Origin of the sequence: Nostoc sp. NMS7 (assembly GCF_017115085.1) — a bacterium.
GTDB lineage: Bacteria > Cyanobacteriota > Cyanobacteriia > Cyanobacteriales > Nostocaceae > Nostoc.
Map to the genome: position 1 here is coordinate 42,651 of NZ_JABXKJ010000247.1, position 26,501 is coordinate 69,151.

General features: G+C 41.9%; 19 protein-coding genes, 1 tRNA gene and 1 pseudogene. 17 read left to right on the forward strand and 4 right to left on the reverse strand.

What is annotated here, in order from left to right; translation table 11 throughout:
- Positions 1-217: 217 nt before the first annotated feature.
- Complete coding sequence (locus HWQ38_RS34245; RefSeq protein ID WP_292802961.1) at positions 218-403, forward strand: chlorophyll a/b-binding protein; 186 nt, start codon at positions 218-220, stop codon at positions 401-403.
- A gap of 132 nt (positions 404-535) precedes the next feature.
- Here HWQ38_RS34245 and rpoD read toward each other — a convergent pair whose 3' ends face one another.
- Positions 536-1,705 (reverse strand): RNA polymerase sigma factor RpoD, encoded by a 1,170-nt coding sequence (rpoD, locus tag HWQ38_RS34250; protein ID WP_292802965.1) that lies wholly within the window; start codon positions 1,703-1,705, stop codon positions 536-538.
- An 894-nt stretch (positions 1,706-2,599) separates the two neighbouring features.
- On the opposite strand from rpoD, the gene HWQ38_RS34255 reads away from it, so the two are divergent.
- A complete protein-coding gene (locus HWQ38_RS34255) occupies positions 2,600-2,761 on the forward strand; it encodes a hypothetical protein (protein ID WP_292802968.1) in 162 nt (53 codons plus the stop codon).
- Positions 2,762-3,253: 492 nt separating this feature from the next.
- On the opposite strand, the gene gyrB is transcribed toward HWQ38_RS34255, so the two are convergent.
- Positions 3,254-6,496: a DNA topoisomerase (ATP-hydrolyzing) subunit B gene (gene gyrB, locus HWQ38_RS34260; protein ID WP_292802971.1), complete on the reverse strand. Its 3,243-nt coding sequence runs from the start codon at positions 6,494-6,496 to the stop codon at positions 3,254-3,256.
- Between the two features lie 181 nt (positions 6,497-6,677).
- Here gyrB and miaA point away from each other — a divergent pair, with 181 nt between their 5' ends.
- Complete coding sequence (miaA, locus tag HWQ38_RS34265; RefSeq protein ID WP_292802974.1) at positions 6,678-7,604, forward strand: tRNA (adenosine(37)-N6)-dimethylallyltransferase MiaA; 927 nt, start codon at positions 6,678-6,680, stop codon at positions 7,602-7,604.
- 56 nt (positions 7,605-7,660) lie between these two features.
- Here miaA and HWQ38_RS34270 read toward each other — a convergent pair.
- Positions 7,661-7,810, reverse strand: a pseudogene (locus HWQ38_RS34270) (Uma2 family endonuclease); the annotation flags it as partial.
- 156 nt (positions 7,811-7,966) lie between these two features.
- Between HWQ38_RS34270 and HWQ38_RS34275 the strand changes: the two are divergent.
- From HWQ38_RS34275 to HWQ38_RS34315, 9 genes are all read left to right on the forward strand, one after another.
- Complete coding sequence (locus HWQ38_RS34275; protein ID WP_292802977.1) at positions 7,967-8,332, forward strand: hypothetical protein; 366 nt, start codon at positions 7,967-7,969, stop codon at positions 8,330-8,332.
- Positions 8,322-8,699, forward strand: a complete 378-nt coding sequence (locus tag HWQ38_RS34280; protein WP_292802980.1) for a hypothetical protein — start codon at positions 8,322-8,324, stop codon at positions 8,697-8,699. The genes HWQ38_RS34275 and HWQ38_RS34280 overlap by 11 nt, the downstream gene beginning before the upstream one ends.
- Before the next feature lie 26 nt (positions 8,700-8,725).
- Positions 8,726-10,198 (forward strand): glycolate oxidase subunit GlcD, encoded by a 1,473-nt coding sequence (glcD, locus tag HWQ38_RS34285; RefSeq protein ID WP_292802983.1) that lies wholly within the window; start codon positions 8,726-8,728, stop codon positions 10,196-10,198.
- A 356-nt stretch (positions 10,199-10,554) separates the two neighbouring features.
- Entirely contained in the window at positions 10,555-11,793 is a 1,239-nt protein-coding gene (locus HWQ38_RS34290; protein ID WP_292802985.1) for a glycoside hydrolase family 10 protein, read from the forward strand.
- A complete protein-coding gene (locus HWQ38_RS34295) occupies positions 11,793-12,359 on the forward strand; it encodes a hypothetical protein (RefSeq protein WP_292802988.1) in 567 nt (188 codons plus the stop codon). Before HWQ38_RS34290 ends, HWQ38_RS34295 begins: the two co-directional genes overlap by 1 nt.
- A 332-nt stretch (positions 12,360-12,691) precedes the next feature.
- Entirely contained in the window at positions 12,692-14,569 is a 1,878-nt protein-coding gene (locus HWQ38_RS34300) for a GAF domain-containing protein (RefSeq protein ID WP_292802991.1), read from the forward strand.
- A 63-nt stretch (positions 14,570-14,632) separates the two neighbouring features.
- Positions 14,633-14,704, forward strand: a tRNA-Lys gene (locus HWQ38_RS34305).
- Positions 14,705-15,715: 1,011 nt separating this feature from the next.
- Positions 15,716-16,162, forward strand: a complete 447-nt coding sequence (locus HWQ38_RS34310) for a DUF29 domain-containing protein (protein WP_292802994.1) — start codon at positions 15,716-15,718, stop codon at positions 16,160-16,162.
- A gap of 242 nt (positions 16,163-16,404) precedes the next feature.
- The gene (locus HWQ38_RS34315) at positions 16,405-17,940 is read left to right on the forward strand and encodes an FAD-dependent oxidoreductase (RefSeq protein ID WP_292802997.1); all 1,536 of its coding nucleotides are present in this window, start codon (positions 16,405-16,407) and stop codon (positions 17,938-17,940) included.
- On the opposite strand, the gene rppA is transcribed toward HWQ38_RS34315, so the two are convergent.
- Positions 17,913-18,632, reverse strand: coding sequence for a two-component system response regulator RppA (gene rppA / locus HWQ38_RS34320; protein ID WP_292803000.1), 720 nt, complete (start codon positions 18,630-18,632; stop codon positions 17,913-17,915). The two genes, HWQ38_RS34315 and rppA, sit on opposite strands and share 28 nt — an antisense overlap.
- 66 nt (positions 18,633-18,698) lie before the next feature.
- Here rppA and hisG point away from each other — a divergent pair, with 66 nt between their 5' ends.
- From hisG to HWQ38_RS34345, 5 genes are all read left to right on the forward strand, one after another.
- Positions 18,699-19,343: an ATP phosphoribosyltransferase gene (hisG, locus tag HWQ38_RS34325; protein ID WP_292803003.1), complete on the forward strand. Its 645-nt coding sequence runs from the start codon at positions 18,699-18,701 to the stop codon at positions 19,341-19,343.
- 750 nt (positions 19,344-20,093) lie between these two features.
- Positions 20,094-22,244 carry a GAF domain-containing protein gene (locus HWQ38_RS34330; protein ID WP_292803006.1) on the forward strand — a complete coding sequence of 717 codons (2,151 nt, stop codon included), beginning with the start codon at positions 20,094-20,096 and terminating at the stop codon, positions 22,242-22,244.
- A gap of 306 nt (positions 22,245-22,550) precedes the next feature.
- On the forward strand, positions 22,551-23,000 hold the full coding sequence (locus HWQ38_RS34335) for a response regulator (protein WP_292803009.1): 450 nt from the start codon (positions 22,551-22,553) through the stop codon (positions 22,998-23,000).
- A gap of 5 nt (positions 23,001-23,005) precedes the next feature.
- Positions 23,006-25,285, forward strand: a complete 2,280-nt coding sequence (locus HWQ38_RS34340; RefSeq protein ID WP_292803012.1) for a response regulator — start codon at positions 23,006-23,008, stop codon at positions 25,283-25,285.
- Between the two features lie 203 nt (positions 25,286-25,488).
- On the forward strand, positions 25,489-26,400 hold the full coding sequence (locus HWQ38_RS34345) for a hypothetical protein (protein ID WP_292803014.1): 912 nt from the start codon (positions 25,489-25,491) through the stop codon (positions 26,398-26,400).
- The last annotated feature ends 101 nt before the right edge of the window (positions 26,401-26,501 follow it).

Genomic DNA, 26,501 nt, shown 5'->3' on the forward strand with positions numbered 1-26,501 from the left:
AATATATTATTGTCTATGACGGTAAAAGTCTAAATAAGATTTCTCTGTCTCAGTAAATCTAACTGAAGACCGATGTTTTAATTTTTCATAATAGCTATTAATGTTTATGTCAAGCTATGGAAACAAAAGTATAAAAAATGTTGACTTTATGAAAAGATTTGTTATATTAGTTTACATAAGGCAATAAACCTTAAAAATTAAATTTGGAGTCCTAACCATGACAAATGTAACCACCACAAAAGTTACTACTCCCATAATTGAAGATCGCAACGCTTGGCGTTGGGGCTTTACCCCACAAGCAGAAATTTGGAACGGTCGCTTGGCAATGATTGGCTTTTTGGCAGCCGTTTTGGTTGAGCTTTTTTCTGGTCAAGGCTTCCTACATTTTTGGGGCATTCTGTAAGTTTTAATATTCAAGATGACCTATAAATAAAAAAACCTGGAGTGCTAATTCACTACCAGGTTCTTTATTGTTTTGTCATTTGTCAGTTGTCATTTGTTTATTTACTAATGACCAATGACTATTGACTAATAACTACCGAATATATTCCTTGAGAACGCTGTTGCGATTTGGATGGCGCAACTTGCGGAGTGCCTTCGCCTCAATTTGACGAATCCGTTCGCGGGTAACATTGAAAATCTGTCCGATTTCCTCAAGGGTCTTCATCCGACCATCATCCAAGCCGTAACGCAGTCTCAGAACATCCCGTTCACGAGGGCTGAGACTATCGAGGACTTTTTCCAGGTCTTCGCGCAGCAGATTTTTGGAAACTTGGTCTTCTGGTGTCTCACCATCGGATTCAATAAAATCGCCTAATCGAGAATCTTCTTCTTTCCCAATGGGCGTTTCTAGTGAAATCGGTAACTGGGCGGATTTAGCAATAAACCGCAACTTCTCAATGGTCATCTCCATGCGAGTGGCGATTTCTTCTTCAGTGGGCTTGCGACCCATTTCTTGAGATAGCAGCTTGGTAGTTTTCTTAATCCGAGAGATGGTTTCGTAGAGGTGAACTGGAAGGCGAATCGTGCGGGATTGATCGGCGATCGCGCGGGTAATTGCTTGACGAATCCACCATGTAGCGTATGTAGAGAACTTATAACCTTTTTCGTGGTCAAACTTTTCAGCGGCACGAATCAAACCGAGACTGCCTTCCTGAATTAAGTCTTGGAACGACAAACCACGATTCATGTACTTCTTCGCAATTGAAACCACAAGACGGAGGTTAGATTGCACCATCTTGTCTTTCGCCCTGCGACCAACATGGAGGCGATAACGAAAGGCTGGTAGTGGCAGTTGCACTGCTTCTGCCCATTCACTATCACGAGGATCGCGATCTAACTGTTCACAAAGTCTTTCCCGCACCCTCTCTAATTCCAGCAAATCGGCTATTTTCCGCGCCAATTCAATTTCTTCGTCTGCCCGCAACAGTCGAATTCTACCAATTTCTTGCAAGTAAAGCCGAATTGAATCTTCGGTATAGTGCTTTTTCTTGCTTTGTGTCCGACGACGCGATTTAGCGGCTTTTCCAGACTTTGCGTCGTCCTCATCAGACTGAGGCTCTAAAAATTCATCTTCACCTTCATCGATGATCAGCAAGTCCTCTTCTTCGTCTATTAAGAGTTCTTCTAACTCGAGCTCAGGCTGATTCGTTATTTCTAGGTCAGGCTGATATATGCTTTCGAGTACGTTGTTAGCCTGGTTCATGCCGCGTTCCTCATGCTCCTTGCAGAATCAATTACTCAAGATGTGTTTACTGCTCTTTTAAACGAGCTAGTTATCAACCGAAAATAAGCTTTTTGGCAGATTTGCCAGAGATATTTTCGGACGTTTTGCACCTCCGGTTGGAGGTCTTTTACTTTAGTTTAAGCAATTACTAAAGGTGACTTGCTCACTTTAGTAAATGTTATATGTGTTGCTATCACATATTGCTTTCAACTAACTGGTCAAAAAAAATACTGCCTTGATTAAAAAATTTGCCACTCTATACAAATGAGTTCAGACTGTTGGCAAATTTTCCTCTAAAGACTCTTCCGATTGTAGCCTGTTTCACAGAAATTGTACTCTTTTTGTGTATCAATCATGAACTCCCACAGCAATTGTTAGCCACTATTTCCAAAAAGACATTAAAAACGAGAGTTATACCCTGAAATTTTTTTTCCACTTTTCGGAATAGCAGTGACGCTCTTATGACATTACGAAGTAAGTACGCTGGCTTTTGCCGAATTTCATGTATTTTACACAACATTAATCACTGAGAAAGAGTGCATTTTATGTTAACTCAGACGATTCGTCTTAATCTAGCCATTTTTACATTTCCTTCATAAATTAGGCATTCCTCAGACTAAAGCGGGTGTTGATCTTGGGTAAATACAACAAGGGTGATGGTGCTTGTCTGAAATCAGTTAACCTTCTGCCTACTAATTACCTTAACTGAGGAGTTGAGGCGGTGGCAGAACCGACCTGATAGCAGATCAATTTAGGCTTAACTAATTTGGTCTTATTCACACGTTAGCGCACTGTGGCGATTTCAGCCCTATGAAACTTGACAAACTCTTCTTATTGTATACAAGGATATTTTAATCAATTCAAAAACAATTTGTGCTGCGAACTGACCAATATAGTCCTATCTTAGGCCAAAGTACATTAGATACATACGATACAATAGCGATCGCCACGGCATTACATGAAGATATTAACAAGTTTCTTGCCAGATGGTGTCTGTTTCCAGTAAACATTACCTCGAACAGAGAGAAAGAATGAAGATTGCCTGATGATTTGGTTACAAAGTTTTTTTCCGTAGCTAAATTGTCAACTTAAATACTCTTATTTCAGTAATTTGCTCAGAAATCTTCAAGATACTTATTAACTGCTGTTTGATAGATAATATTCAGTTATTTTCTTAAAGCATAACAAATGTGTTTCTAGCTGGTGGGCAAAATTAATCAGCTAGTCAGTGCAAAGAGTATTATCTTAACTAAATTTACAATAAAGTTGGTAGTTTTGCTAACACTAAAACATTGAATTTTTGTAAAATATTGACAATAAGTAAATTATCTGGTTATTTTCTAAATCAAAAATTTAGAATTTTTATATTTATGTAGCACTGATCTACCACTTGTGTGATAAAGCAATTTACTTTTAATTTGCATAACTAGGGCGGGCTTTCCAGCCCAGCCCACAAAAGTTTTACTTCCAGGTAATATGCAAATTAAATCTCCAGCAGTTGCTCAGAGTAGTGTCAGGGAATTGATATTAGATATCGAGATCGGTGAAGTTGAGTTTAGAACCATAGGTTTCGATGAATTCTCGTCTGGGTGCGACCCGATCGCCCATTAAAATTGTGAAGATGCGATCGGCTTCGGCGGCGTCTTCAATTTCGACTTGCTTCATTTTGCGAGTTTCTGGGTTCATGGTGGTGTCCCAGAGTTGTTGTGGCATCATTTCACCCAAACCTTTGAAGCGTTGGATGGTATAGTTGGCGTTAGCAGGAAATTTGGCGATCGCTTGAAGTTTTTCGCGCTCGCTATAGCAGTACTCATGATTACGTCCCCGTTCTACTTTAAACAGTGGGGGACAAGCAATATAAATAAAGCCCTGTTCGATGAGCGATCGCTGATATCGGTAGAAGAATGTTAACAACAAAGTTCTGATGTGCGCTCCATCTACGTCAGCGTCCGTCATGATGACTATGCGATGATAGCGCAGTTGGGTGGAATCGAATTCATCACCTTTGACACCTAAACCGAGTGCTGTAATTAACGATTGAACTTCGTTATTTTTATAGATTTTGGCGTCGTCGGTTTTTTCAATGTTGAGAATTTTACCACGTAAAGGCAAGATCGCTTGAGTGCGGCGATCGCGTCCTTGTTTGGCGCTGTTATGGACAAATACACCACTTGCCAAAGCAAAGTTGTGGGTATGAGGAACTTCAATGTCGTAAACGTCTACCTGTTCTTCTAAATGTTCGATTGAAACAACGCGGTGATTGTAATTGGCAACTGCTTCATTAGCAAGAGCTTGATTACTTTCAAAGTAGCGCTCACAGAATGTATCGAACTTTAACAGAGAATTGTCTCGTGTCTGTAGACGGTAAGCTTGATAAGCATTCAAGTCAAGCACACCTTGCTCAACTTCGATTTGCTTGAGAGCAGCAATAGTTTTGCGATAGTAGGTTTGCTGTAAAGCAGCTTGGCGCTTGGCACGGAATTCAGGCGTCCATTGTTCTTGTGTTTTTTCTCGTCGCCATGCCAACAAAGCCTCATCTTGCCATTGTTGCTTGGCTACAACTGAGTAAGTCTCACGCGCCTGTGGGTTATTAGCAAAATAATTGCGAACTTTTTGAGCTTGAGCTATGCAATTGGTTTCATCATTCCAATAGTTTTGCTGTGCTTGATTGAGATGTTCGCGGTTTTGCTGACGATAAGTTTCGTTATTGTCATAAAACTCTCGCCATTTACCAGTCATATAGGCTTTGTAAGCTGTAGAAGCCCATTGCATCTTAGCCTGTTGTGACAAAATCTGCCGCGTTTGGGGTTCCTGCATTCTTTGGCTCATCTTGGCGCGAAATTCCTCACTCTGATGAATTTGGCGGCTCTTTTGAATTACATCTGGTCGATGTAATGTTTTTTTCAGGTGTTTGCGATGCAAATCTAAGTGTGCTTCACGGTACATCCGCTTGATGTTTGTTGGGTTGTTATTGAGTTTGTTGAAATCAACATGATGGCGATCACTGCCATCTGAGGACTTATAGACACCATGCTCAAGGTTGTAAAAATCTGCCAGCAAATGAGTGTAAATCCACTTATCAGTCAATGGATTCCAAACCATTTCGTAGCCAATAAGTCCCGTTCCCCCTTCATTCTTCTGTGATATCTGACGATGTAGAGGCATGAGAGAGTCTTCCGAAGTCAGTAATCCTGCTGCCTTATAACTACCATCTCGCAACATATGTAGGTGATCGGGTGTGCAAATTAGCGTTTCCCCGTTATCCAATGTAATTTTGATGACTTTGGCATTGGACTTTGTCATTCGGGCATTGATGATTCTCTCTATCCCAATATTCCCGCTTTCCCTGATTGTGTAGCAAAAATGCTCTTTTCCGATTGCCTGTTCGGCAACAATTTCTTCAAGGCTAAGATTACGTCCGTCAGCTAATACTACTAATGTACTACCAATGTAACATCCGCCGGCTGAGTCCCCTTCCACGATGAAAATTTCCGATTCGCTGGGATCACGAGAACTACAATCTGCCAATTTCCCAGGTAATGGCGAAGATTCTAGCACCGATTTGCGCCGAACTAATTCCCGCGCATGACGGGCGGCTTCTGCGGCTTTGAAAGCTTGGATAGCTTTATCTAAAATTGAGTCTGCGATCGCCGGATGAAATTCTAGGTATTCGGTGAGGACTTCTCCCACCAAAGAATCGACAATTCCCCGAACTTCGGTATTACCAAGTTTGGTTTTGGTTTGTCCTTCAAACTCTGGATCTGGGACTTTAACGGAAATAACCGCAGTCAAACCTTCGCGGACGTGTTCGCCACTGAGGTTAGGTTCATTCTCTTTAATTTTATTGCGCTTGCGAGCGATCGCATTTAATGTCCGAGTCAGAACCGCCTTTAACCCTTCTAAGTGCGTACCACCATCCACTGTACGAATATTGTTAGCAAAACCCAGCACATTATCCGTGTAAGCATCAGTACACCATTGCAAGGAAACTTCCACTATTACGTTGTTTCGTTCTCCCTGCACATAGATAATTTCTTCATGCAGGGGCTGCTTCTCACGGTTCATGTAGGCGATATATTCTTTAATGCCACCCTTGTAATCGTAGGATTCTACCTTGGGTGTATCGCTTTTCAGTAGTTCAAGACGGTGGTCAGTAAAGGTAATTTTGACACCAGCATTCAGATACGCCAACTCCCGTAGGCGACCTGATAAAGTGATGTAATCAAACTCTATGCTAGTAGTGAAGATTTGGGTATCTGGTTTAAAAGTAACAGAAGTTCCGGTTCTAGCTTCTTTGTAAGGCTTGACTTGTAGTTCAGTAACTGGGATACCCCGTTCATAACGCTGAATATGAACTTTTTTATCTCGCCAAACTGTAACTTCTACAACCTCAGATAAAGCATTAACAACAGAAATACCAACCCCGTGTAATCCTCCAGAAACTTTATAGCCACCGCCGCCAAACTTACCACCAGCGTGTAATACCGTCATCACGGTTTCCAAAGCCGATTTGCCAGTGCGCGAGTGAGTATCGATGGGAATACCGCGACCATCATCTGTTACAGTCACCGAACCATCAACGTTGATATCCACCTCTATATGAGTGCAATAACCCGCCAAAGCCTCATCAACTGAATTGTCTACTACCTCGTAAACTAAATGGTGGAGTCCTCGCGGCCCAGTAGTACCGATGTACATTCCTGGTCTTTTGCGGACGGCTTCCAGACCTTCCAGAACTTGAATCTGATCGGCACTGTAACTGCTCGTCATGTAAACTCTCCTGAAGTGTGGGGTTTAAGTCGCCAAAAGGCAAATAAAAGTAAAAACACTCCAAAATTGTAACACAAAAGCCTTGCTAGCGTCTGTAGGGCATTTTCAAGAGAAGTTTATACTGGGGTTGGAGTCCTGTGTAATAGGGGCAGGGGCAGAATAGCTTAATGACTAATGACTAATGACTAAATTAATTGTGATTTGTGGGGCGACAGCAACAGGTAAGTCGGGTTTGGCTTTGGCTTTGGCGATGCGGTTGGGTTCTGTAATTCTCAGTGCTGATTCTCGTCAAGTTTACCGTGAGTTTGATATTGGAACGGCAAAACCAACTGTGGCTGAACAAAAATTGGTGCCGCACTATTTAATAGATATCTGCGATCCAACAGACATGATGACAGTAGCAGACTATCAACAACAAGCACAAGCCTTAATTAATTCTCCTTCATCTCCCCCACTTCTAATGGTTGGTGGCACGGGTTTATACATCCGTTCCATTGTTCAAGGGATGAAAATTCCTCGAGTCGCACCGCAAATAGAATTGCGATCGCAGCTTGAATCTCTCGGTCAATCTCAACTATACGCAATGTTACAACAAGTTGATCCGGTTGCTGTACAAAAGATTCATGCTAATGACTCAGTGCGGACTTTAAGAGCATTAGAGGTATATTATGTCACTGGTCATCCCATTTCGGAACAGCAAGGGGAGAATCCGCCAAATTATCCGATTTTGCAAATTGGTTTGGATTGCGATGTTGGCAAGTTGGGCGATGTCTCCGACGGGCTACGTCTACGTATTCAACAGCGTACTGAGGAAATGATAGCAGATGGGTTGGTCGCTGAGGTGGAGTATCTTTGTCAAAAATATGGCGCTGATTTGTCTTTGTTAAATACTTTGGGTTATCAAGAAATTAAGCAATATTTGGCTGGGGATATTTCCTTAGATGAAGCGAAAGAATTAACAATTTTGCATACACGGCAATTTGCCAAACGACAACGTACTTGGTTTCGAGCATATCCACAAATTGAATGGTTTGATGCGGATGAACCTGATTTATTAGAGAAAGTTTGGCAGCGGATAAATGAGTTTATGAGTTGGACAAGTTCGTGAGAATTTTTTTGCTCATGCAAAGACGCAAAAAACTTTACGTCTTTACAGCGAGTGTCTTATAAAGTGTCGGGATCTACGCCCATAGCCCGTAGCCTATCTGCTAGTAATTGGGTACGTTGTTCTGCTTGTTCAGCACGTTGTCGTTCCTGTTCAGCACGTTCATCCCCAGTCAGCAAAACAGTACCATCTTGGTAGCACCAGCGTAACCTAAGCAAGCAATAACAGTGTGTCACCCAGGACACCATTGGCTTGCAGAACTTCATCCTAGCTAAAGATGAGTGCGATCGCCTTTTACTCCCCCCTAAGCTGCTATTCTTGCAACAATAGTAAATACAGCCATCAACAGCAGCCTGCAAAATGCCATGACAGACACCGCAGTTAGCATTTCTCTCGCCGATATCCAAACCCTTGAGCAGTTATACACCTTCCGAGAGCGCACCGAAGTTTTAGAATTTCTGGATAAACATCCGTTTCTCATTCCCGTGCTGCTAGAAGCACCTGAGAAAATTCGCCACTACTTCCCTGACTCTCAGCTATTTCTGGAAGTTGTTCCAGATCCAGAAATCATCGACTACGTGCTGCTGGTATTATCTATTTTGATGAAGCTTGACCCTGATGATGCGATCGCAAGACAAAAACAAATGGATCTGGATTGGTGGTTAAATAGTACAACACACGAGGTACGAAGTCAGTTCATTACGCTTTTAGAATATCCAGATGAGTTTTGATTGGTTTGAGTATCTTAAAGTAGCTATAGAGCTAGCAGGTGCTGCAACTACTTCTGCCAATCAAGAAGCTAAGTTTTGTGCGGCCATCAGTCGAGCGTACTATGCACCTTTTATCGAAGCACGAAACTACCTGCGCGATCAAGAAGGGCATTCAATTCCGACAACAGGTAATGCTCATAAGTATGTCAGTGACCAATTTGATATTAGTCCCGAACCACAGCGTCAATTGTTAGCAAAAGAATTAGCAAAGTTACGACTTTATCGCAATCAAGCAGATTATGTAGATAAATTTCCTGGATTAGCTGGTATTACGTTAATGGCTTTAAATTCATCTGAGGAAGTAATTTTAATTTTAAGCAACCTGTAAACATCTACCTTGAACTTTAAAAAACTATGCTTACCCAAGATAAAAAACAACTCAACTGGAAACCCATTATCAAAGCATTCGAGGCTGTCCTTGGTAAAAATGGTGTGGTGCAACGCCGCGAAGAACTTATTACTTATGAATGCGATGGTTTAACTGGCTATCGCCAACGTCCGGCTGTGGTGGTGTTACCCAGAACTACAGAACAAGTTGCCCAAGTGGTGAAGATATGCAATCAGTATTCTATCCCCTTCATCGCACGCGGTTCTGGTACTGGTCTATCTGGCGGTGCTTTGCCAGTGATAGACTCTGTTTTAATTGTCACTTCCTTAATGCGGCAAATCCTCAGCATTGATTTGGAAAATAAACGGGCAATTGTTCAACCAGGGGTGATTAATAGTTGGGTAACACAAGCAGTTAGTGGTGCTGGTTTTTACTACGCTCCTGATCCATCTAGTCAAATTATCTGCTCTATTGGCGGTAACATTGCCGAAAATTCTGGTGGCGTACATTGTCTCAAGTATGGCGTCACTACTAACCACGTTTTAGGATTAAAAATTGTCACGCCGGAAGGGGAAATTATCGATTTAGGGGGACAAATTCCAGAAATGCCTGGTTATGATTTAACAGGTGTGTTTGTTGGTTCTGAAGGCACTTTAGGAATTGCCACAGAAATTACTTTGCGAATTCTCAAAAGTCCAGAATCAATTTGTGTGCTGTTAGCAGATTTTACTAGTATTGAAGCTGCTGGAGCAACTGTTTCTGATATCATCAGCGCCGGAATTATTCCTGGTGGTATGGAAATGATGGATAATTTTAGCATCAATGCAGTTGAAGATGTTGTAGCAACTAATTGTTATCCCCGCGATGCTACTGCTATTTTACTAATAGAAATTGACGGTTTAGAAGTGGAAGTTGCAGGGAATAAACAGCGAATTACGAAAATTTGTAAAAAAAATGGTGCGCGTAATGTCACTTCTGCTACTGACCCAGAAACCCGATTGAAATTATGGAAAGGACGCAAAGCAGCTTTTGCGGCGGCTGGACATTTAAGCCCAAATTATTATGTACAAGACGGTGTAATTCCTCGTACTCAGTTGCCTTATGTTCTGCACGAGATTGAGGCATTAAGTCAACAATACGGTTATCGTGTTGCTAATGTATTTCATGCTGGCGATGGCAATCTTCATCCGCTAATTCTTTTTGATAATTCTGTGCCTGGAGCATTAGAGCAAGTAGAAGAAATGGGTGGAAAAATTCTCAAACTTTGTGTCCAAGTCGGTGGTAGCATTTCTGGTGAACACGGCATTGGTGCAGAGAAAAAGTGCTATATGCCACAGATGTTTAGCGAAGTTGATTTAGAAACTATGCAATGGGTGCGGCAAGTTTTTAATCCTAAAGGATTAGCAAATCCTGAAAAGATATTCCCCACACCACGAACTTGTGGTGAAGCAGCAAATGCATCGGCACTTAAGCAATTTGAAGGTGTGGAAAGATTTTAATTTTCCGCAAAGCTGCATTTGTAGCTCCTCTCGTTCCCTGGCTCTGCCAGGGAATGCACTTCATTGAGGCAGAGCCTCAAGTTTAGTATAGGAGGCAGAGCCTCAATGAGAGGCATTCCCAGCCGGAGGCTAGGAACGAGAGTTTGAGGGGTGCGCTTAATGTAGGGATGTGGGGAAACTACGCACATCATAGCGTCTTGTATTTCACAGAATTAAAAATAGCGATAATTGTCTGCTAAGGCACATTTATTAATTTACATCTTGGCATAAAATCATCATTTCTTTACATCATCCGGAGGGTTACAACTTTATTTTGTAGTTATATATATTCCGATCGCACTAGGTAATGCTTACAAATGAATCGGGTTGCTCGCCGTAGTGTTTCTTACTTGCTGTGTTTGGGATTAGTAGTCGCTTTAACAGTTTTTTCACTCTCTTCACTGCCAGTTTATTCCCAAAAAACAAGTCCTTTAACTACAGAAATTCGCGGTGTTTGGCTGACTAATGTTGCTAGTGGTGTACTATTTATTCCTTGGGGTATTAACCGGGCTGTCAATCAATTATCGGCTCTTAACTTTAATACAATTTATCCTGTAGTTTGGAACCGGGGACATACTTTTTATAAAAGTGCTTTAGCTAAAACTGCTACAGGCTCTGATACTCAACCTTTCCTCAACTTTATGCACGGTGGACAGGATGTTTTAGCAAAAATAGTGACACTTGCTAAAAATAAAGATTTGAAAGTCATTCCCTGGTTTGAATACGGGTTCATGACGCCCCATTATTCACAATTAGCAAGGCGTTATCCTGAATGGTTAACAATTGGGCAAGAAGGTATAAACTCTATTCAAGATGCTCCACCGGAAGAAATCAATAATCTTTTGGTGAGTAAACAGGCTTGGTTGAATCCCTTACATCCAGAAGTCCAAGAGTTTATTCAAGGGCTAATTTTGGAAGTAGTCAGGGATTACGATGTGGATGGGATTCAACTTGATGACCATTTTGGAATGCCTGTACAGTTTGGCTACGATCGCTTCACTATTGAACTATACCAGCAAGAACACCAAGGCAAAAGTCCCCCTAATGATCCTTTTAACTCAAAATGGATGCGTTGGCGGGCAGACAAAATTACTGATTTCATGGCAGAAATTTATCAAGCTGTCAAGGCAGTTAAACCCAATGTCAGAATATCTTTATCTCCTAACTATCAAGCTTTTGCCTATAAATACTATTTGCAAGATTGGGAAAGTTGGGTAAAAAAAGGTTTAGTTAATGAGTTAATTTTACAGGTATATCGAAATGAAAAAAAGTCTTTTATCGCTAAACTGGAACAACCATCTGTGAAATTGGCTCAAAGTCTAATTCCTGTAGGTATTGGTATATCAACGGGAACGGTAGGTAATCCTGTGAAAATTGCCCAAGTTCGAGAACAAGTTCAGGTAGTGCGCGATCGCAATTTTAATGGTATCTCTTTTTTCTACTGGGAGAGTCTGTGGGGTTACATTGTACCTGAATCACCTCAACAGCGACGCAAAGCTTTTTTTGAGATGTTTAATCCTAAAACTGTCAGACTATTACACCCAAAGAAACTTTGATGCGATTCGCGCCTAGAAATACTAGATTTGGCTTGACATTGCTGTGGACTTTAGCTACTTTTGGCGGTTTTTTATTGAGTTTACTCTTAATTGAAGTCGGCGAAAAGCCAGATATCGGGCTAGTAGAAGCAGCTATTGGCGGATTTGTAATCGCACTTCTTCAAGGCTGTCTTCTCAAACAACCTATATTTTGTATTAGGTGGATTTTGTCAAGTCTTTTGGGTTGGAGTATGATCACTGCGATCGGTATTGGTGCGGTGGGTTGGATTGTACCTAGCACTCAGATTTTTCCCCTGAGAATCCTGTCTGGGGCGGTTTATGGTGCCCTTGGCGGCTTTGGGATTGGATTGGCACAATGGTTAGCAATTCCCCAGGCGGTGGTGGCGTGGCGATGGATATTTGTCTCTACGGCAAGTTGGGCTATTGCTGTCCCTGTGGGTTCTGTTGTCGGGATGATCTTGCACCGCTTGACGCAGTTATTCTTAGGCGAAGTCATCGGATTAGCTATGACTTGGCTGCTGGTTGGTATTCTCACAGGAATGAATGCTCACAAATTGCGCTCGTAACTTCCCACTCCTTTTATTAAGAATTATAAATTTAATTGGTGTTTAGTGACGATTCCACTTAGATATATGCAAGAATCTTAAAAAATTGTTAAAAACCAATTTTAGTAAGTTTGCCCTAATCTGCAAATGTATTTTCGCCTTGAAAAAGCAGGATTTGTTAAGCTGACTCCTACTTAGCTTTCCTAGATTTCTGATCAGAAGTAGAGAAAGATCCAAATTTCGATGAGCAATAGCTCAGAAAACTTTGCTATAGGCGCTAAAGTGCATCTACTAGAAACGTAACTACAAGAGAGCGCCTAGAAGAGTCAGTAATACTAGACAGGGACTCTCCCATGAATATAAATCCAGTGGAATCAACTATAGAGTTGACAAAATTATCACCTCCTCAGATTCTCTTTGGCACAGAAGTAGATGATCAAAGTACAGAACAAGCAGTTGGACTCCAGGTTGAACGAGATCATCTGCTAGAAGCGATCGCTAGACGGATTCACCAATCTGTAGAATTAGAGTCAATTCTGCATCAGACAACAAAAGAACTCCGCCAGTTTTTGAATTGCGATCGCGTGCTAATTTATCGCTTCCAGGCTGATGGTAGTGGAGTAATCATTACTGAATCAACTGTAACTGCCAGTAATCCACTGTTGGGAAAAAACATCACCGATCCCTGCTTGAGTCGCAAACATCGAGAACACTACGGACGAGGTTGCATTCAAGTTGTCGAAGATATTTATGCAGCTGGCTTGCATTCTTGCTATATAGATTTTCTGGCATCTTTGCAGGTGAGAGCCAATCTAGTCGTATCAATTTTTAAAGAGCAAGATATTTGGGGGCTATTAATTGCCCAGCATTGCCACCAACCGCGTCAATGGCAGCAAACGGAAACTGATTTGCTCAAGCAGTTGGCAACTCAAATCGGCATTGGTGTGCAACAGGCAGAACTTCGTCAGCAGATTCAGGATCTCAAAGCAAAATTGGAGTTGCAAAAACAAAAACAGAGCAATCAGTTGCAGCAGGTGCGATTTGAAGCCTTGGTGCGACGTATGACAGAACAAATCCGCGACAGTTTGGATCAAACTCAGGTGTTGCAGACAGTAACTCAGGAATTAGCAGAGTTACTGAACCTTGATCGTTGTCAAATCGAACTCTATAGCAGTTGCCAAACTCTGGTTACTATTACCTACGGATACAGCAGGAAGCTACCCCTTTGTCAAGGATTGACCAGAGAGATTGCAGACCATCTGGAAATTTATCAACCCCTGTTACAAAAACAACCATTGCAATTTTTGGAAATTGTGCCGGGATGGGAACCAAAGTTGTTAGTTATGTCCCAAACGGTTTGTCCAATTTTCGATACTCAAGGGATTTTGGGAAATATTTGGTTGACAAGAGCGACACAAGAAGCATTTGATCAACTTGAAATTGAGCTAGTGCAGCAGATAGCAAATGAATGTGCGATCGCCATTCGGCAAGCGGAGTTTTCCGAACAAACCCAGGCACAGGTAAAAGAATTAGAAAAAGGCGATCGGCTCAAAAACCAATTTCTCAGAACCCTGTCCCAAGAACTGCGGACACCAATAACTAGCATCAGCCTTGCAGTCCAAACACTCGAAAGTGTCCTCACACCAGAGGAGATATCAAATATAGAAATAGTTCCGCAGCTTTTGCAGATTCTGCATAACGAGTGTGGGCGAGAAAACAAATTAATTAACGATCTACTCACACTTACATATCTCGAAGCCGAACCCGAACCCCCAACTTTGATTGCCATTGACTTACAAAGTTGGCTTCATCCCATTGTCGAGTCTTTTCGAGACCTCACCAACTGCCAGCGACAAAAGTTAAATCTGAGGGTTGATCAGGCGCTGCCGCCTTTGGAGACAGATATCACCGATTTTGAGCGGATTGTCACCGAACTGCTTAACCATGCCTGCAAATACACCCCAGCAGGCGAATCGATCAGAGTCTCTGCTCACCTAACAGGAAATGCAGTAGAGCTTAATATTACCAATTCGGGAATAGAGCTTACCAGCAATGAACTATCACGGATATTTGAGCCTTTCTATCACCTTGACAAACATGATCCTTGGAAACATAGCGGCACTGGACTGGAATTGGCATTAGTGCAGAAAATGGTCAGACATTTAGGCGGCTCAATTTATGTCAAGAGTGCAATAGGTCAAACCACCTTCACCGTTAAATTTCCCCTTTAATTTCTTTTTTGGGCGCGGCACTAGCAAATCTGTGAGAAGTTGTGCTATGCTGATTAATCGTGCGGGTGACTAGCTCAACGGTAGAGCAGTAGACTCTTAATCTATTGGTTGCGGGTTCAAATCCCTCGTCACCCACTTTTTGAGTATTTTAAAAGCTTGTTGAGCAATTAGTGCATATTTACATAATTTGCTTTATGTATGCACAGATATTTTCAGGCAAATAGACCATGCAGTAGGGGCACAGCAATATTCCCTAGAATGTGTGGTTCAATTCAATGAAAACTGCTCTAAGTTTGTAGTGAATTTATGGTAAGTGTAACACTGACGGCTGTTGCTAGTGCGTAGGCGTAGCCCGTCGTAGACATCGCATGAAAAGTCAGGGTTTTACACGTTGCCCAGTGAAAGTGAACCTTCCCGCTACTGGGGCATAATCATTAAGCGGATTTGCTTTTATATTGAAGATGCGAAGTGTCGCTGTTGCCTGCACTGTCCCAGTTTTCGGCTCAAACTTTGCCTGAAAATCGCCTCTGCCAATGGAAGCGGGTAATGTCGCTGTTTGGTAATTAAAGTTGAGTGTTGCTGCAACCTTGGAAATAAAATTCCCGTTTATATCACAGTTTGGGCATTCGTTACGAACAAAACAGCAGATGTTAGGAATGAAGTTGTTGTAGTTACCACAGCTTGTCTATTTGTAGCAAACGCTGATGTTGCCGTGACCACAGCTTAAGTAAAACTTATCAATAAACTTGTTGTCGTTACCCCAGCTTGCTTATTTGTTGCAAACGCTTATGTTCTCGTTATCACAATTTAAGTAAAACTTATCAATAAACTTGTTGTCGTTACCACAGCTTGTCTATTTGTAGCAAATGCTGATGTTGTCGTTACCACAGCTTAAATAAAACTTATTAATAAAGAGTACAAAATACTTGCTTGCCCTAAAATGGCAGTGGCAACGATGAGCATATTTTAAAACGATAAGCAAATAGCGATGTGTACGACCAACTACGCCTACGCCCAATTTGACTGCATACTGAAGCGTTTCTAACGAGACAGGCAAGATTTCACAGCCTTCTCCCAATTCTTCAATTATATTTTGTTAAACCCTTGGGTTAAACTATTGCTACACCCTAAAATTTTTAATTCATTATGACTCAATCACCAGTAAAAACTCTCTATATAACAGATTTTGCATTGTGGATTGAGCAGACTCTCAATAGCTTAAAATCCCAAGATTATAGCACCGTAGACTGGGAAAACTTAATTGAGGAAATAGAAGCATTGGGGAGGAGAGATAGACGCGAATTAGAAAGTCGTTTGACAACTTTATTTGAACACGTCTTAAAACGGAATTATCTAAATTTACCAGAATGTTATGGCGGTTGGGAAGCAACAATTAGCCGCACACAACAAGAATTAAGTCGTATTCTTCGAGATTCCCCTAGTCTGCGTAATTATTTCTTAACTATATGTGATGAATCTTATCAAAATGCCCATAAAAACGTGAGTAAGGAATATCAAACAAAATTTCCTGATGATTGTCCTTTTCCTAATGATGTAGAGACATTATTGAATGAAAGCTTTTGGTGTTGTTAAAAACCTGTAGTCATCAGTTTTCGGTTATGATTTGTAACCTTTGTGGCTATTTGTTGCTTTTGGATCGCATTTGGATCGCTGGGGTTGAAGATGAAACGATAAAGCCAAATATTAGAATCAACAAAGCATGGGGTCGAATCACCAGCATTCGTTTGCTTCTTCTCTGGCGAGTGATTTGAAACGTTAGCTGGGTGATAATACCCGTTTGCAGAAATTATTTTACAATTTACTTAAAAAAGAATATGGAAATCAAACACATTTGCGTGATTGGGGCTGGAATCAGTGGTCTGGTAACAACTAAAACTTTTATCGAGGAAGGGTACGACGTTACTGTATTCGAGAAACAAAAAGGACTTGGTGGTGTTTGGGAAAAATCTCGAAGTTATCCAGGATTAACAACCCAGAATACAGGTGACACCTATAGTTTTTCAGACTATCCCATGCCTGCATCCTACCCAGAATGGCCGACAGCAGAAGATATGCAGAATTACCTAAATTCATACGCCGATAATTTTGGGGTTCTTGAGAGGATTCGCTTTCAAACAGAAGTGACAAATGTTTCTCGAAAAACTGGAGAACAACCAGGATGGATAGTTACCATCAGAGTGAATGAAAAAGAGGAAAAACACGAATTTGACTTTGTGCTAGTGTGCAATGGGATATTTAGCACCCCTAAGCTACCTTCCTTACCAGGTAGGGAGGAGTTCGCAGCATCTGGAGGACGGGTACTACATTCTACCGAGTTTAACGATGCCTCAATTATTGAGGGTAAGCGGGTAGTGGTAGTAGGTTTTGGTAAGTCTGCCTGTGACATTGCGACTGTGGCGGCAAACACAGCCAGAGAATCCACCCTCATCTTCCGTCAGCCTCTGTGGAAGATTCCGAGATTTTTCCTGGGTTTAGTAAACCTGAAGTATATTTTATTAACCCGCTTTTCAGAAGCTTGGTTCCCCTGGCGTCAAATGGGACGGCTTGAAAGCTTGCTGCACACTCTGGGAAAGCCCCTAGTATGGGCTTTCTGGCGCACTAACGAGACGCTGTTACGCCTGCAATTCGGTCTTGATAGCTGCGGGATGTTGCCTGAACAACCGATGAATCAGGTTAACTGTCAAATTACTATAGCTCATCCAGATTTCTTCAAGTATGTACACTCTGGTAAAATCCAGGCAATTAAAACGAGCATTGCCAAGTTTATCCCTGGTGGCGTAGAATTAGCCAATGGTCAACAGTTGCAAGCAGATATAGTAATTTTTGGTACAGGATTTCGCCAAGAACTTCCCTTTCTCGAAGAAGAATATCGCCGACAGGTAGTCGATGAAGATGGTAATTTTAGCCTTTACCGTTATCTGATTCACCCTAATATTCCCCAGATGGGTTTTGTTGGTTATAACAGCAGTTTATATAGTCAGTTAACATCAGAAGTTAGTGCTTGGTGGCTGCTAGAGTATGTCAAAGGCAACTTGTTATTGCCTTTGCCGTCAGCAATGTATGAAGAAATGGCAGCAAATATGGATTGGATGAAAACTCAGTATCATCGTGTTGTAGCGAAGGCGACATGCATCTTCTCATTTTCCTTACGTTACACTGAGCAACTCATGGAAGATATGGGTGCAAATAATCAACTTGGTGTCTGGAAGGGAATTTCACAGATTATGATGCCTGTGGATTCATCCCTTTACAACAAACTTCGACAGGAATTAAAGTCGCAAAGACTGACAAATGTCAATGATTCACCTACTAATGAATCTAATCATTCTGAGTTGGAAGTAGGTGGGTGAACTAACTCCATTGATAAAGCACCGAAACGATAGCCTTTGCCATAGACTGTGTGAATCAGCGCAGTTTCTCTACCTACTTCAATCTTACGACGCAGTAAACGAATTAATGCCGCGATCGCATTACTATTGGGTTGTTCCTCTTGCCACAAATTTTGCATAATCTGGGCATGAGTCATTAGTTGTCCAGTGTGTTCCATAAAGTATTGTAATAACTGGCTTTCTTTCTGCGAAAGCTCAATTATTCGTCCTTGGCGATAGGCTACTTGATTTTCACAGTCGAGTTCTAAATCAGCGACAGTCAGCCGTCCGGTGGTGGTTTCATAAGTTTGAGAACCGGAACGACGCAATAAAGCGCGGACTCTGGCTAATAACTCCCGCAGTTCAAAAGGTTTAACTAAATAGTCGTCTGCACCAGCATCTAAACCTTGTACGCGGTCATCTAGAGTATCCTTAGCTGTGAGAAACAAAACAGGAGTGGTTTTGCCTTGGCGTCGCAATTCCTGACAAATTTCTAACCCCGTCTTTCCTGGCAGCATCCAATCTAAAATTAATAAGTCATAATTGCCTATTTGTGCATATTCGCTGCCACTGGTTCCATCGTAAGCGGCATCCACAGTGTAACCCTCACGAGTTAATAAGCGACTCAAGGGTTCAGTTAGTTCAACTTCATCATCAACTAATAAAATTATCATGCTGCTTGTGGTAAGCATATAAAGATATTATTCAACTGCTGGGACACCAAGGATACTAAAAAAAGAATGCTGACTGTTGCATTGCCAAAAGGGGAACTCCTTAAAAATAGCATCCGCCTGCTACAATCTGTGGGCTTAGACTTTAGTGCTTTTTTAGATTCAGGAAATCGCCAACTTCAAATTCCTGACACTAAAGGAGTTGCAAAAGGTTTGCTGGTGCGGGCGCAAGATGTACCCGTTTATGTAGAATATGGTCAAGCACAACTGGGTATTGTTGGTTACGATGTGCTGCGGGAGAAGCAGCCGCAAGTTGCCCATTTGGTAGATTTACAGTTTGGGCATTGTCGAATGTCGGTAGCGGTAAAAGCATCCAGTTCTTATCGATCGCCTTTAGATTTACCAGCGCATGGTAGAGTTGCTTCCAAGTATGTCAATTGCGCTCGTGAATATTTCCACAGTCTAGATTTACCTGTGGAAATAGTGCCATTGTATGGTTCAGTGGAATTAGGTCCAATTACTGGGATGTCAGAAGCGATCGTAGATTTGGTTTCCACAGGGCGGACTTTGCGCGAAAATGGTTTGATTGAAATTGCCACTCTCTATGAAAGCACGGCGCGGTTAATTGCCCATCCTTTGAGTTATCGCCTAAACACGGGTAATCTAAGTGATGTGATTGCCAAGTTGCGGTCAGCTGTTTTGGTAGAGGTTTAATAGTTCCAGTCAGAGGGGAATTTTGCACATTTAGGATGCTCGACAATTTTTATCACTAAAATTATGATTTAATCCGTAAACTGATGATTTAATCAGTAAACTGATGATTTAATCACCAAACTCATGATTTTTTCCTTAAAATCACGATTTTTATACTAAGATCATGATTTTTTCCTTAAAATCACGATTTTTTTCTTAAACTCATGATTTTTTTCTTAAACTCATGATTTTTTTCTTAAACTCATGAGTTTTTTCTTAAACTCATGATTTTTTCACTAAACTTCTGTGTTGAGTCCAATACAGACCTAACAAGAACAGCCCCTTCCCTACAAAAACTACGGTGTACACACAAGTCATCGAATTCCCAAAACAAAAACCTCACCCTGCCCTGACGGACATCCCTCTCCCCTTAGTAAGGCTACGGTCTGTGTACACACAAGTCGAATTACCCCCCTTAATCCCCCCTTATTAAGGGGGGAAACCGGAAATCTAGTTCCCTCACGCCACATGCTTCAAGTCGGCAAAGCCGCCCAACGCAGTGGCTCCCCTTTATAAGATCCGGGTTAGGGTGGGGTAAAACCTTGGTTAATCAGCTATTTCAGACTTGTGTACACCGTAGCCTTAGTAAGGAAAGGGACAGGTTTGCCAGAGGCGGGGAAAGGACTAAGAATTATTAAAAAAGCTTAAGTTATTCTGGAGATAGACACCCTGCTGACTAAATATCACATTTAAATTTATTAAGAAAAGTCAATGAAAGCTGGACACATTGATACAGAAGTGGCGAGGCTAGAAACCCTCCGCCAGTATCAAATTCTTGACACTGAACCGGAAGAAGCCTACAACAATCTTGCCCAGTTAGCGGCATTTATTTGTGGCACTCCCATCTCCTTGGTAAATTTTATTGATGAAAATCGTCAATGGTTTAAAGCAAGAGTCGGTTTAGATATATCAGAAATGCCCCGGAGTGTTGGATTATCTTACCTTTGCCTAGAGCAGCGTAATGTTGTAGTGGTTCCCGATAGCCTAGCTGATGAAAAATTGGCAAAGAATTTGGCAGTAACTAGCTATCCATATATGCGGTTTTATGCAGGTGTACCCCTAATTACCCCCAAGGGAGATATGCTGGGAACTCTGTGCGTGATTGACCAAGTTCCCCGGCAATTGAGCCAAAAACAAGTGGAGGCGCTTGTAGCTCTGAGTCGCTTGGTAATCGACCAACTAGAACTCAGGCGTTATGTAGCTGGGGAAAGTGAAGAACGCTGGCAATTAGCATTACATGGTAATAAGGATGGGATTTGGGATTGGAACCTCCAGACTAATGAAGTGTTCTTCTCAACTCAATGGAAGGAGATGCTCGGCTATAAAGACCAGGAAGTTTCCACCGATTGGGATGAATGGACAAAACGAATCCATCCCGATGAGCGAGATTGCGTAGTTCAAGCTTTCCAAGACCACTTTGCCAAGAAAACACCGTTTTACGTCTGTGAATATCGAGTCCAATGCCAAGACGGCAGCTATAAATGGATTCTAGATCGAGGACAGGCACTTTGGGACGCATTGGGTGATATAGTACGGATGGTGGGTTCTTATACTGATATCACAGATCGCAAGCTGGTAGAAGAAGAATTAAAACGGCAAAATCTGCGATCGCAATTATTTGCCGAAATCACCCTGAAAATTCGAGAATCTTTACAAATAGATGAAATTCTGCAAACCACTGTCACAGAGGTACAAAAACTACTACAAGCTGACCGGGTGTTGATTTTTCAACTGTGGCCTGATGGTTCGGGAACAGTGGTACAAGAGGCAGTGCTGCCTGGTTGGCCGGTAATTCTCGGAGAAAATATTTTTGACCCCTGTTTTAAAGAAGAATATATAGAAAGATATCGCCAGGGAAGAGTAAGTGCCATTGAAGATATTGAAGCTGCTCATATTCAACCATGCCATCGAAAATTTCTTCAGCAATTTGCTGTCAGGGCTAATCTCGTAGTGCCGATTTTTGTCAGAGACAGCATTTGGGGCTTGTTGCTGGCTCATCAGTGTGCCGCACCTCGACAGTGGAATAACTTTGAGACGGAGTTGTTACAGCAATTAGCTAACCAAATTGGGATTGCTTTATCTCAAGCGCAACTATTAGAAAAAGAAACTCAGCAAAGTCAAGAACTTACTCGTTCTAATGCAGAATTGGAACAGTTTGCTTATGTCGCTTCCCATGACTTGCAAGAGCCGTTGCGGATGGTAACAAGTTATTTACAACTACTAGACCAAAGATATAAAAATCAACTGGATGCCAATGCCGATCAGTTTATCACCTATGCAGTAGATGGGGCGCGGCGGATGCAGACCCTGATCAATGATTTGTTGAACTACTCCCGCCTCAGCAGCCGACGACAGCCCTTTCTACCAGTTGATTGTAGTGTTGTTTTACAACAGGCGATCGCTAATCTGGAAATTGCGATCGCTGATAGTATGGCAGTTATCACCCATGATCCTCTACCATTCGTAATGGCTGATAGTACCCAACTCACACAAGTATTTCAAAATTTAATTGCCAACGCAATCAAATTTTGCCGTCAGCAGCAGCCACGAATTCACATCGGAGTAGCCAGGGGAGATGTAAATCTAGATGAAGAAAGTTTAAGTTTTATCCCGTCAGCCGATGAATGGTTGTTCTGGGTGCATGATAATGGTATTGGTTTGGAACCCCAGTATGCTGAACGTATATTTATAATTTTTCAGCGTTTGCACGGTAGAGACAAGTATCCAGGCACTGGAATTGGTTTGGCAATTTGTAAGAAAATTATCGAACGCCACGGCGGTCGGATCTGGGTTGAGTCGAAACCGGGTGAAGGGTCGACTTTCTACTTCACAATTCCCGATAGAGCAATACCAAATTCTTAAAAACCTAATTAAAACAGGACTTACGCAAAAAAGTTCCGAAGTAGCGGTAATACCCTGCGGGAAGCTAAAGCTACATGAATTACCGCTACGATAAATTAGGTTTTTAAGAGAATTTTGTGTAAGTCCGATACAAAAACGGCTTAAAAATTAGTAGGGCGGCCTACTCCCTTTCTTTACGCTTGGAGACTGTTGAAGCCGTCTTCCTGGGTTGAAACAACAAGCAAACCCTCTAAAGTAAAGGAAACGTTAGTTGAATTACTGGCTTTAAATAAGTTTGGTCAAGTTCTGTATAGCAGCAGGTAAGTAATGGTAAGCACCATAACAGCGATTATGCCTATTCAGGTTTTATTAGTAGAGGATAATCCTGGCGATGCCCAACTTACACGCATTGCCCTGGAAAATAGCAAAATCTCGATTGACTTGAATGTGGTCGAAGATGGTGTAGAGGCAATGGCATTCTTGCGAAAACAAGAAAAATATGTCAAAGCAGCCCATCCAGATATTATACTGCTCGATTTAAACCTCCCTAGAAAAGATGGGCGGGAGGTATTAGCAGAAATTAAAGCAGATGAAAACCTTAAACGAATACCTGTAGTGATTTTGACGACTTCCCAAGCGGAAGAAGACATCCTGAAAGCTTATAATCTTTTTGCTAACTGTTATATAAGTAAGCCAGTAGATTTCGATCAATTCGTTAAAATTGTAGAATCAATAGAAAATTTTTGGTTTGCGATCGTAAAACTGCCACCGGAGTAGTGTAAATGGCAGGTAAACAGATTAAAATCTTGTTAGTAGAAGATAACCCTGGTGATGTCTTTTTATTACAGGAGTTGTTAAAGGAAGTTACCACAGTTGTAGTTGATTTGATGCCCGTTGAGCGGCTTAATGAAGCACTCAACTACCTAACAAACGAAATTTTTGATGTGATTTTGTTAGACCTTGTGCTGCCTGATAGCCAAGGACTAGAAACCTTTGTCATCGCTCACCATCAGGCAAAAGCTACCCCGATAATTGTGCTGACAGGTATAGACGATGAAACCCTGGCAATTAGCGCAATGCAGCAAGGAGCGCAGGATTATTTGGTGAAAGGGCAAGTAACTGGCGACTTGCTGGTACGCTCAATACGTTATGCGATCGAGCGTCAACGGGCAGACGACGCACTGCGCCATAGTGAGGAGCGATTTCGGGTTGCTCTGAAAAACTCTCCAATCTTTGTTTACAACCAAGATCGGGAGTTACGCTACACCTGGGTTTACAATCCCCCCGATGGATTGACAGTTGAGGAAATATTGGGCAAACAAGACTTGGATCTGATCCCAGTTGAAGATGCTCAACGTCTGATCGCAATTAAACATGGGGTGCTAAACACGGGGCGAGGAACGCGAGAGGAAGTATCAATTACAATCAGAGATACAACTCGATATTATGATTTAACTGTCGAGCCATTGCGAAATGAGTCGCAAGAAGTTGTCGGCGTGACTTGTGCCAGTATCGATATTAGCGAACGGGAAGCGGCGCTACGCGATCGCAAATTGGCAGAAGAAAAAATCCGCGAACAAGCAGCATTACTAGATGTCACCACAGATGCGATTTGCGTGCGAGATTTAAACAATCAAATTACCTTCTGGAACAAAGGCGCAGAAACACTTTACGGCTGGCAAGCTACAGAGGCATGGGGTAAAAATGCTAGTAAGCTTTTGTATGATGAACCTTCACCAGAAATTGAAGCGGCTCTGTTGCAAGTTATTAGTAAAGGTAAGTGGCAGGGTGAGTTAACTAAACTTACCAAAACTGACAAAGAAATCCTCGTTGCTAGTCGTTGGAGTCTAGTGTGCGATGAACAAGGCAAACCCAAATCAATTCTCACGGTTGACACAGATATTACCGAGAAAAAACATTTAGAAGCCCAATTGTTTCGCGCTCAACGCCTGGAAAGTATTGGCACTCTAGCTAGTGGTATTGCTCACGATCTTAACAATATCCTGACACCAATTTTGGTAGGAGCGCAACTGTTACCACTGAAATTTCCGGATGCGGATGAGCGAACTCGCCATCTATTAGAGATTTTGGAAATCAACGCTAGACGCGGTGCTGATTTAGTCAAACAAGTGCTGTCCTTTGCGCGGGGTGTAGAAGGGAAGCGCATCACTTTGCAAATCAAGCATTTGATTCTGGAACTTGCTAAGATTCTCAAAGAGACATTTCCCAAATCGATAGAAATCAGCACTGATGTACCGCAGGATTTGTGGATGGTTTCAGGAGATAGCACCCAACTGCATCAAGTGCTGATGAACCTCTGCGTTAACGCCCGCGATGCTATGGCCAATAGCGGTAGTTTGAATATCTCTGCCGAAAATGTGTTGATTGACGAAAATTATGCCCGCATCAACCTGGAAGCCAAAGAAGGGTCTTACACACTGATTACTGTCTGTGATACTGGAGTTGGGATTCCTAAAGAAATCTTAGATAGAATTTTCGAGCCATTCTTTACCACAAAAGATGTCGGACAAGGGACAGGTTTAGGACTTTCCACCGTACTTGGGATCATTAAAAGTCACGGAGGTTTTGTGAACGTGGATAGCGAACCCGGAAGTGGCACTACCTTTAAGGTTTACTTGCCAGCAGTCGGGGGAATGGAAATATTCACCCCAGAAGAGTTGCCACCACAGACAGGACATGGAGAATTGATTTTGGTTGTGGACGATGAAATTGCGATTCAAGAGATTACCAGAACATCACTAGAAGCTCACAACTACAAAATCTTAGTTGCCAGTGATGGCATTGAGGCGATCGCGCAATACGCTCAAAATATGGACAAAATTAGTGTTGTACTAATGGATATTATGCTGCCCTCGCTCGATGGTTTAACTGCCATCCGTACCCTACGAAAAATCAACCCCCAAGTCAGAATTATTGCTAGCAGTGGACTTATGCCTGACAATAAGCTCAGTGCAGTAGCTGCTATTGGTGTCAATATGTTTTTGCCTAAGCCCTATACTGTCAACGAATTATTGCTTTCTTTACAAAAAATACTATCGTGAAATCTGGTAATTACCTAAGTCATCTCTAGCTTCCCTCTCCTTTATAAGGAGAGGGATTGAGGGTGAGGTAAGCTAGGGACTGTATGTTATTTAATTCTTATTCCTAAGTAACCTGATAACTGTAAATGCTAATCGCCTGGATTGGTTATGATTGAGCATCGGTTAATACACTTGTGTTAGCGATACTCATTCATCTAGTTATTATGCCTCGGTTTCTGAAGTTTATCATCAATATAGTCATCTTGAGTACATTGCTACTCATATCTGTGCAAGTTTGGGCGCAAGATTGGCGTCCGGTTCGCGGTGGTATCCCTTTCGGTATTGGTGGTATAGCTTTGATAGAGCAGCAAAGCGATACCCTAAATTTTATGATTGTCCATGACAACAAACAAAAAAACCAAGGTCGTTTAGCAATCATCAGCATTAAGGGTAAGAACCAACCTGAATATTTCCCCTTGAACTGGCCAAGTAACATAGAATTGCCCATCGACTTAGAAGCTTTAACATCTGTTCCAGAGAAAACAAAATCCTCATTTATTACTTTAAGCAGTTCGGGAAAAGCTTATTACATCAGGTTAGAGCCTGCCAAGAAAAGCATCTCAGTTATTAAGGAATTCAATCTACCAGGAATTATTCCCGGAAATAATTTTGAAGCATTTGGGTTACAAAATATAGACGGCAAATTAGTTGCTATTTGGGCAGATCGAGGTGCAGGAGAACAACCAGCAACTATTTTTTGGGGAGTATTTGACTTGGCCAAATATCAAATTACTCTCGCAGGTTCTGCCAAGCTGAAAGTACCGTTTCCATCTGGCAATGTTCGTCATATTTCAGATATTAAAGTAGACTCCGTAGGAATTGTCTACATTACCTCTGCAAGTGATGCCGGAGATGATGGCCCATTTCAGTCAGCTGTGTATGTCGCTGGTTACTTGGGTTTGCGTGGTAACAAAATTGCTTGGCAGCAAAATCCTCAACTTGTTCCCTTTTACCGCTCTAACTACCACAAAATCGAAGGTATAGAACTTGTTCCCGGTGCAGAAGGCGGTGTAGTGGTTGGTACAGATGATGAGAATTTGGGTTCCTATGTATACATTGTAGGTGGAAGTAACTGAAGAGTATGTTCTTGCTGGTTTATTTGCGATCGCCTTACATATCTATATTCACATATCAAAAGTTTTGTCAAGTTATTTATGGCGATGCCTACACAGCGTGG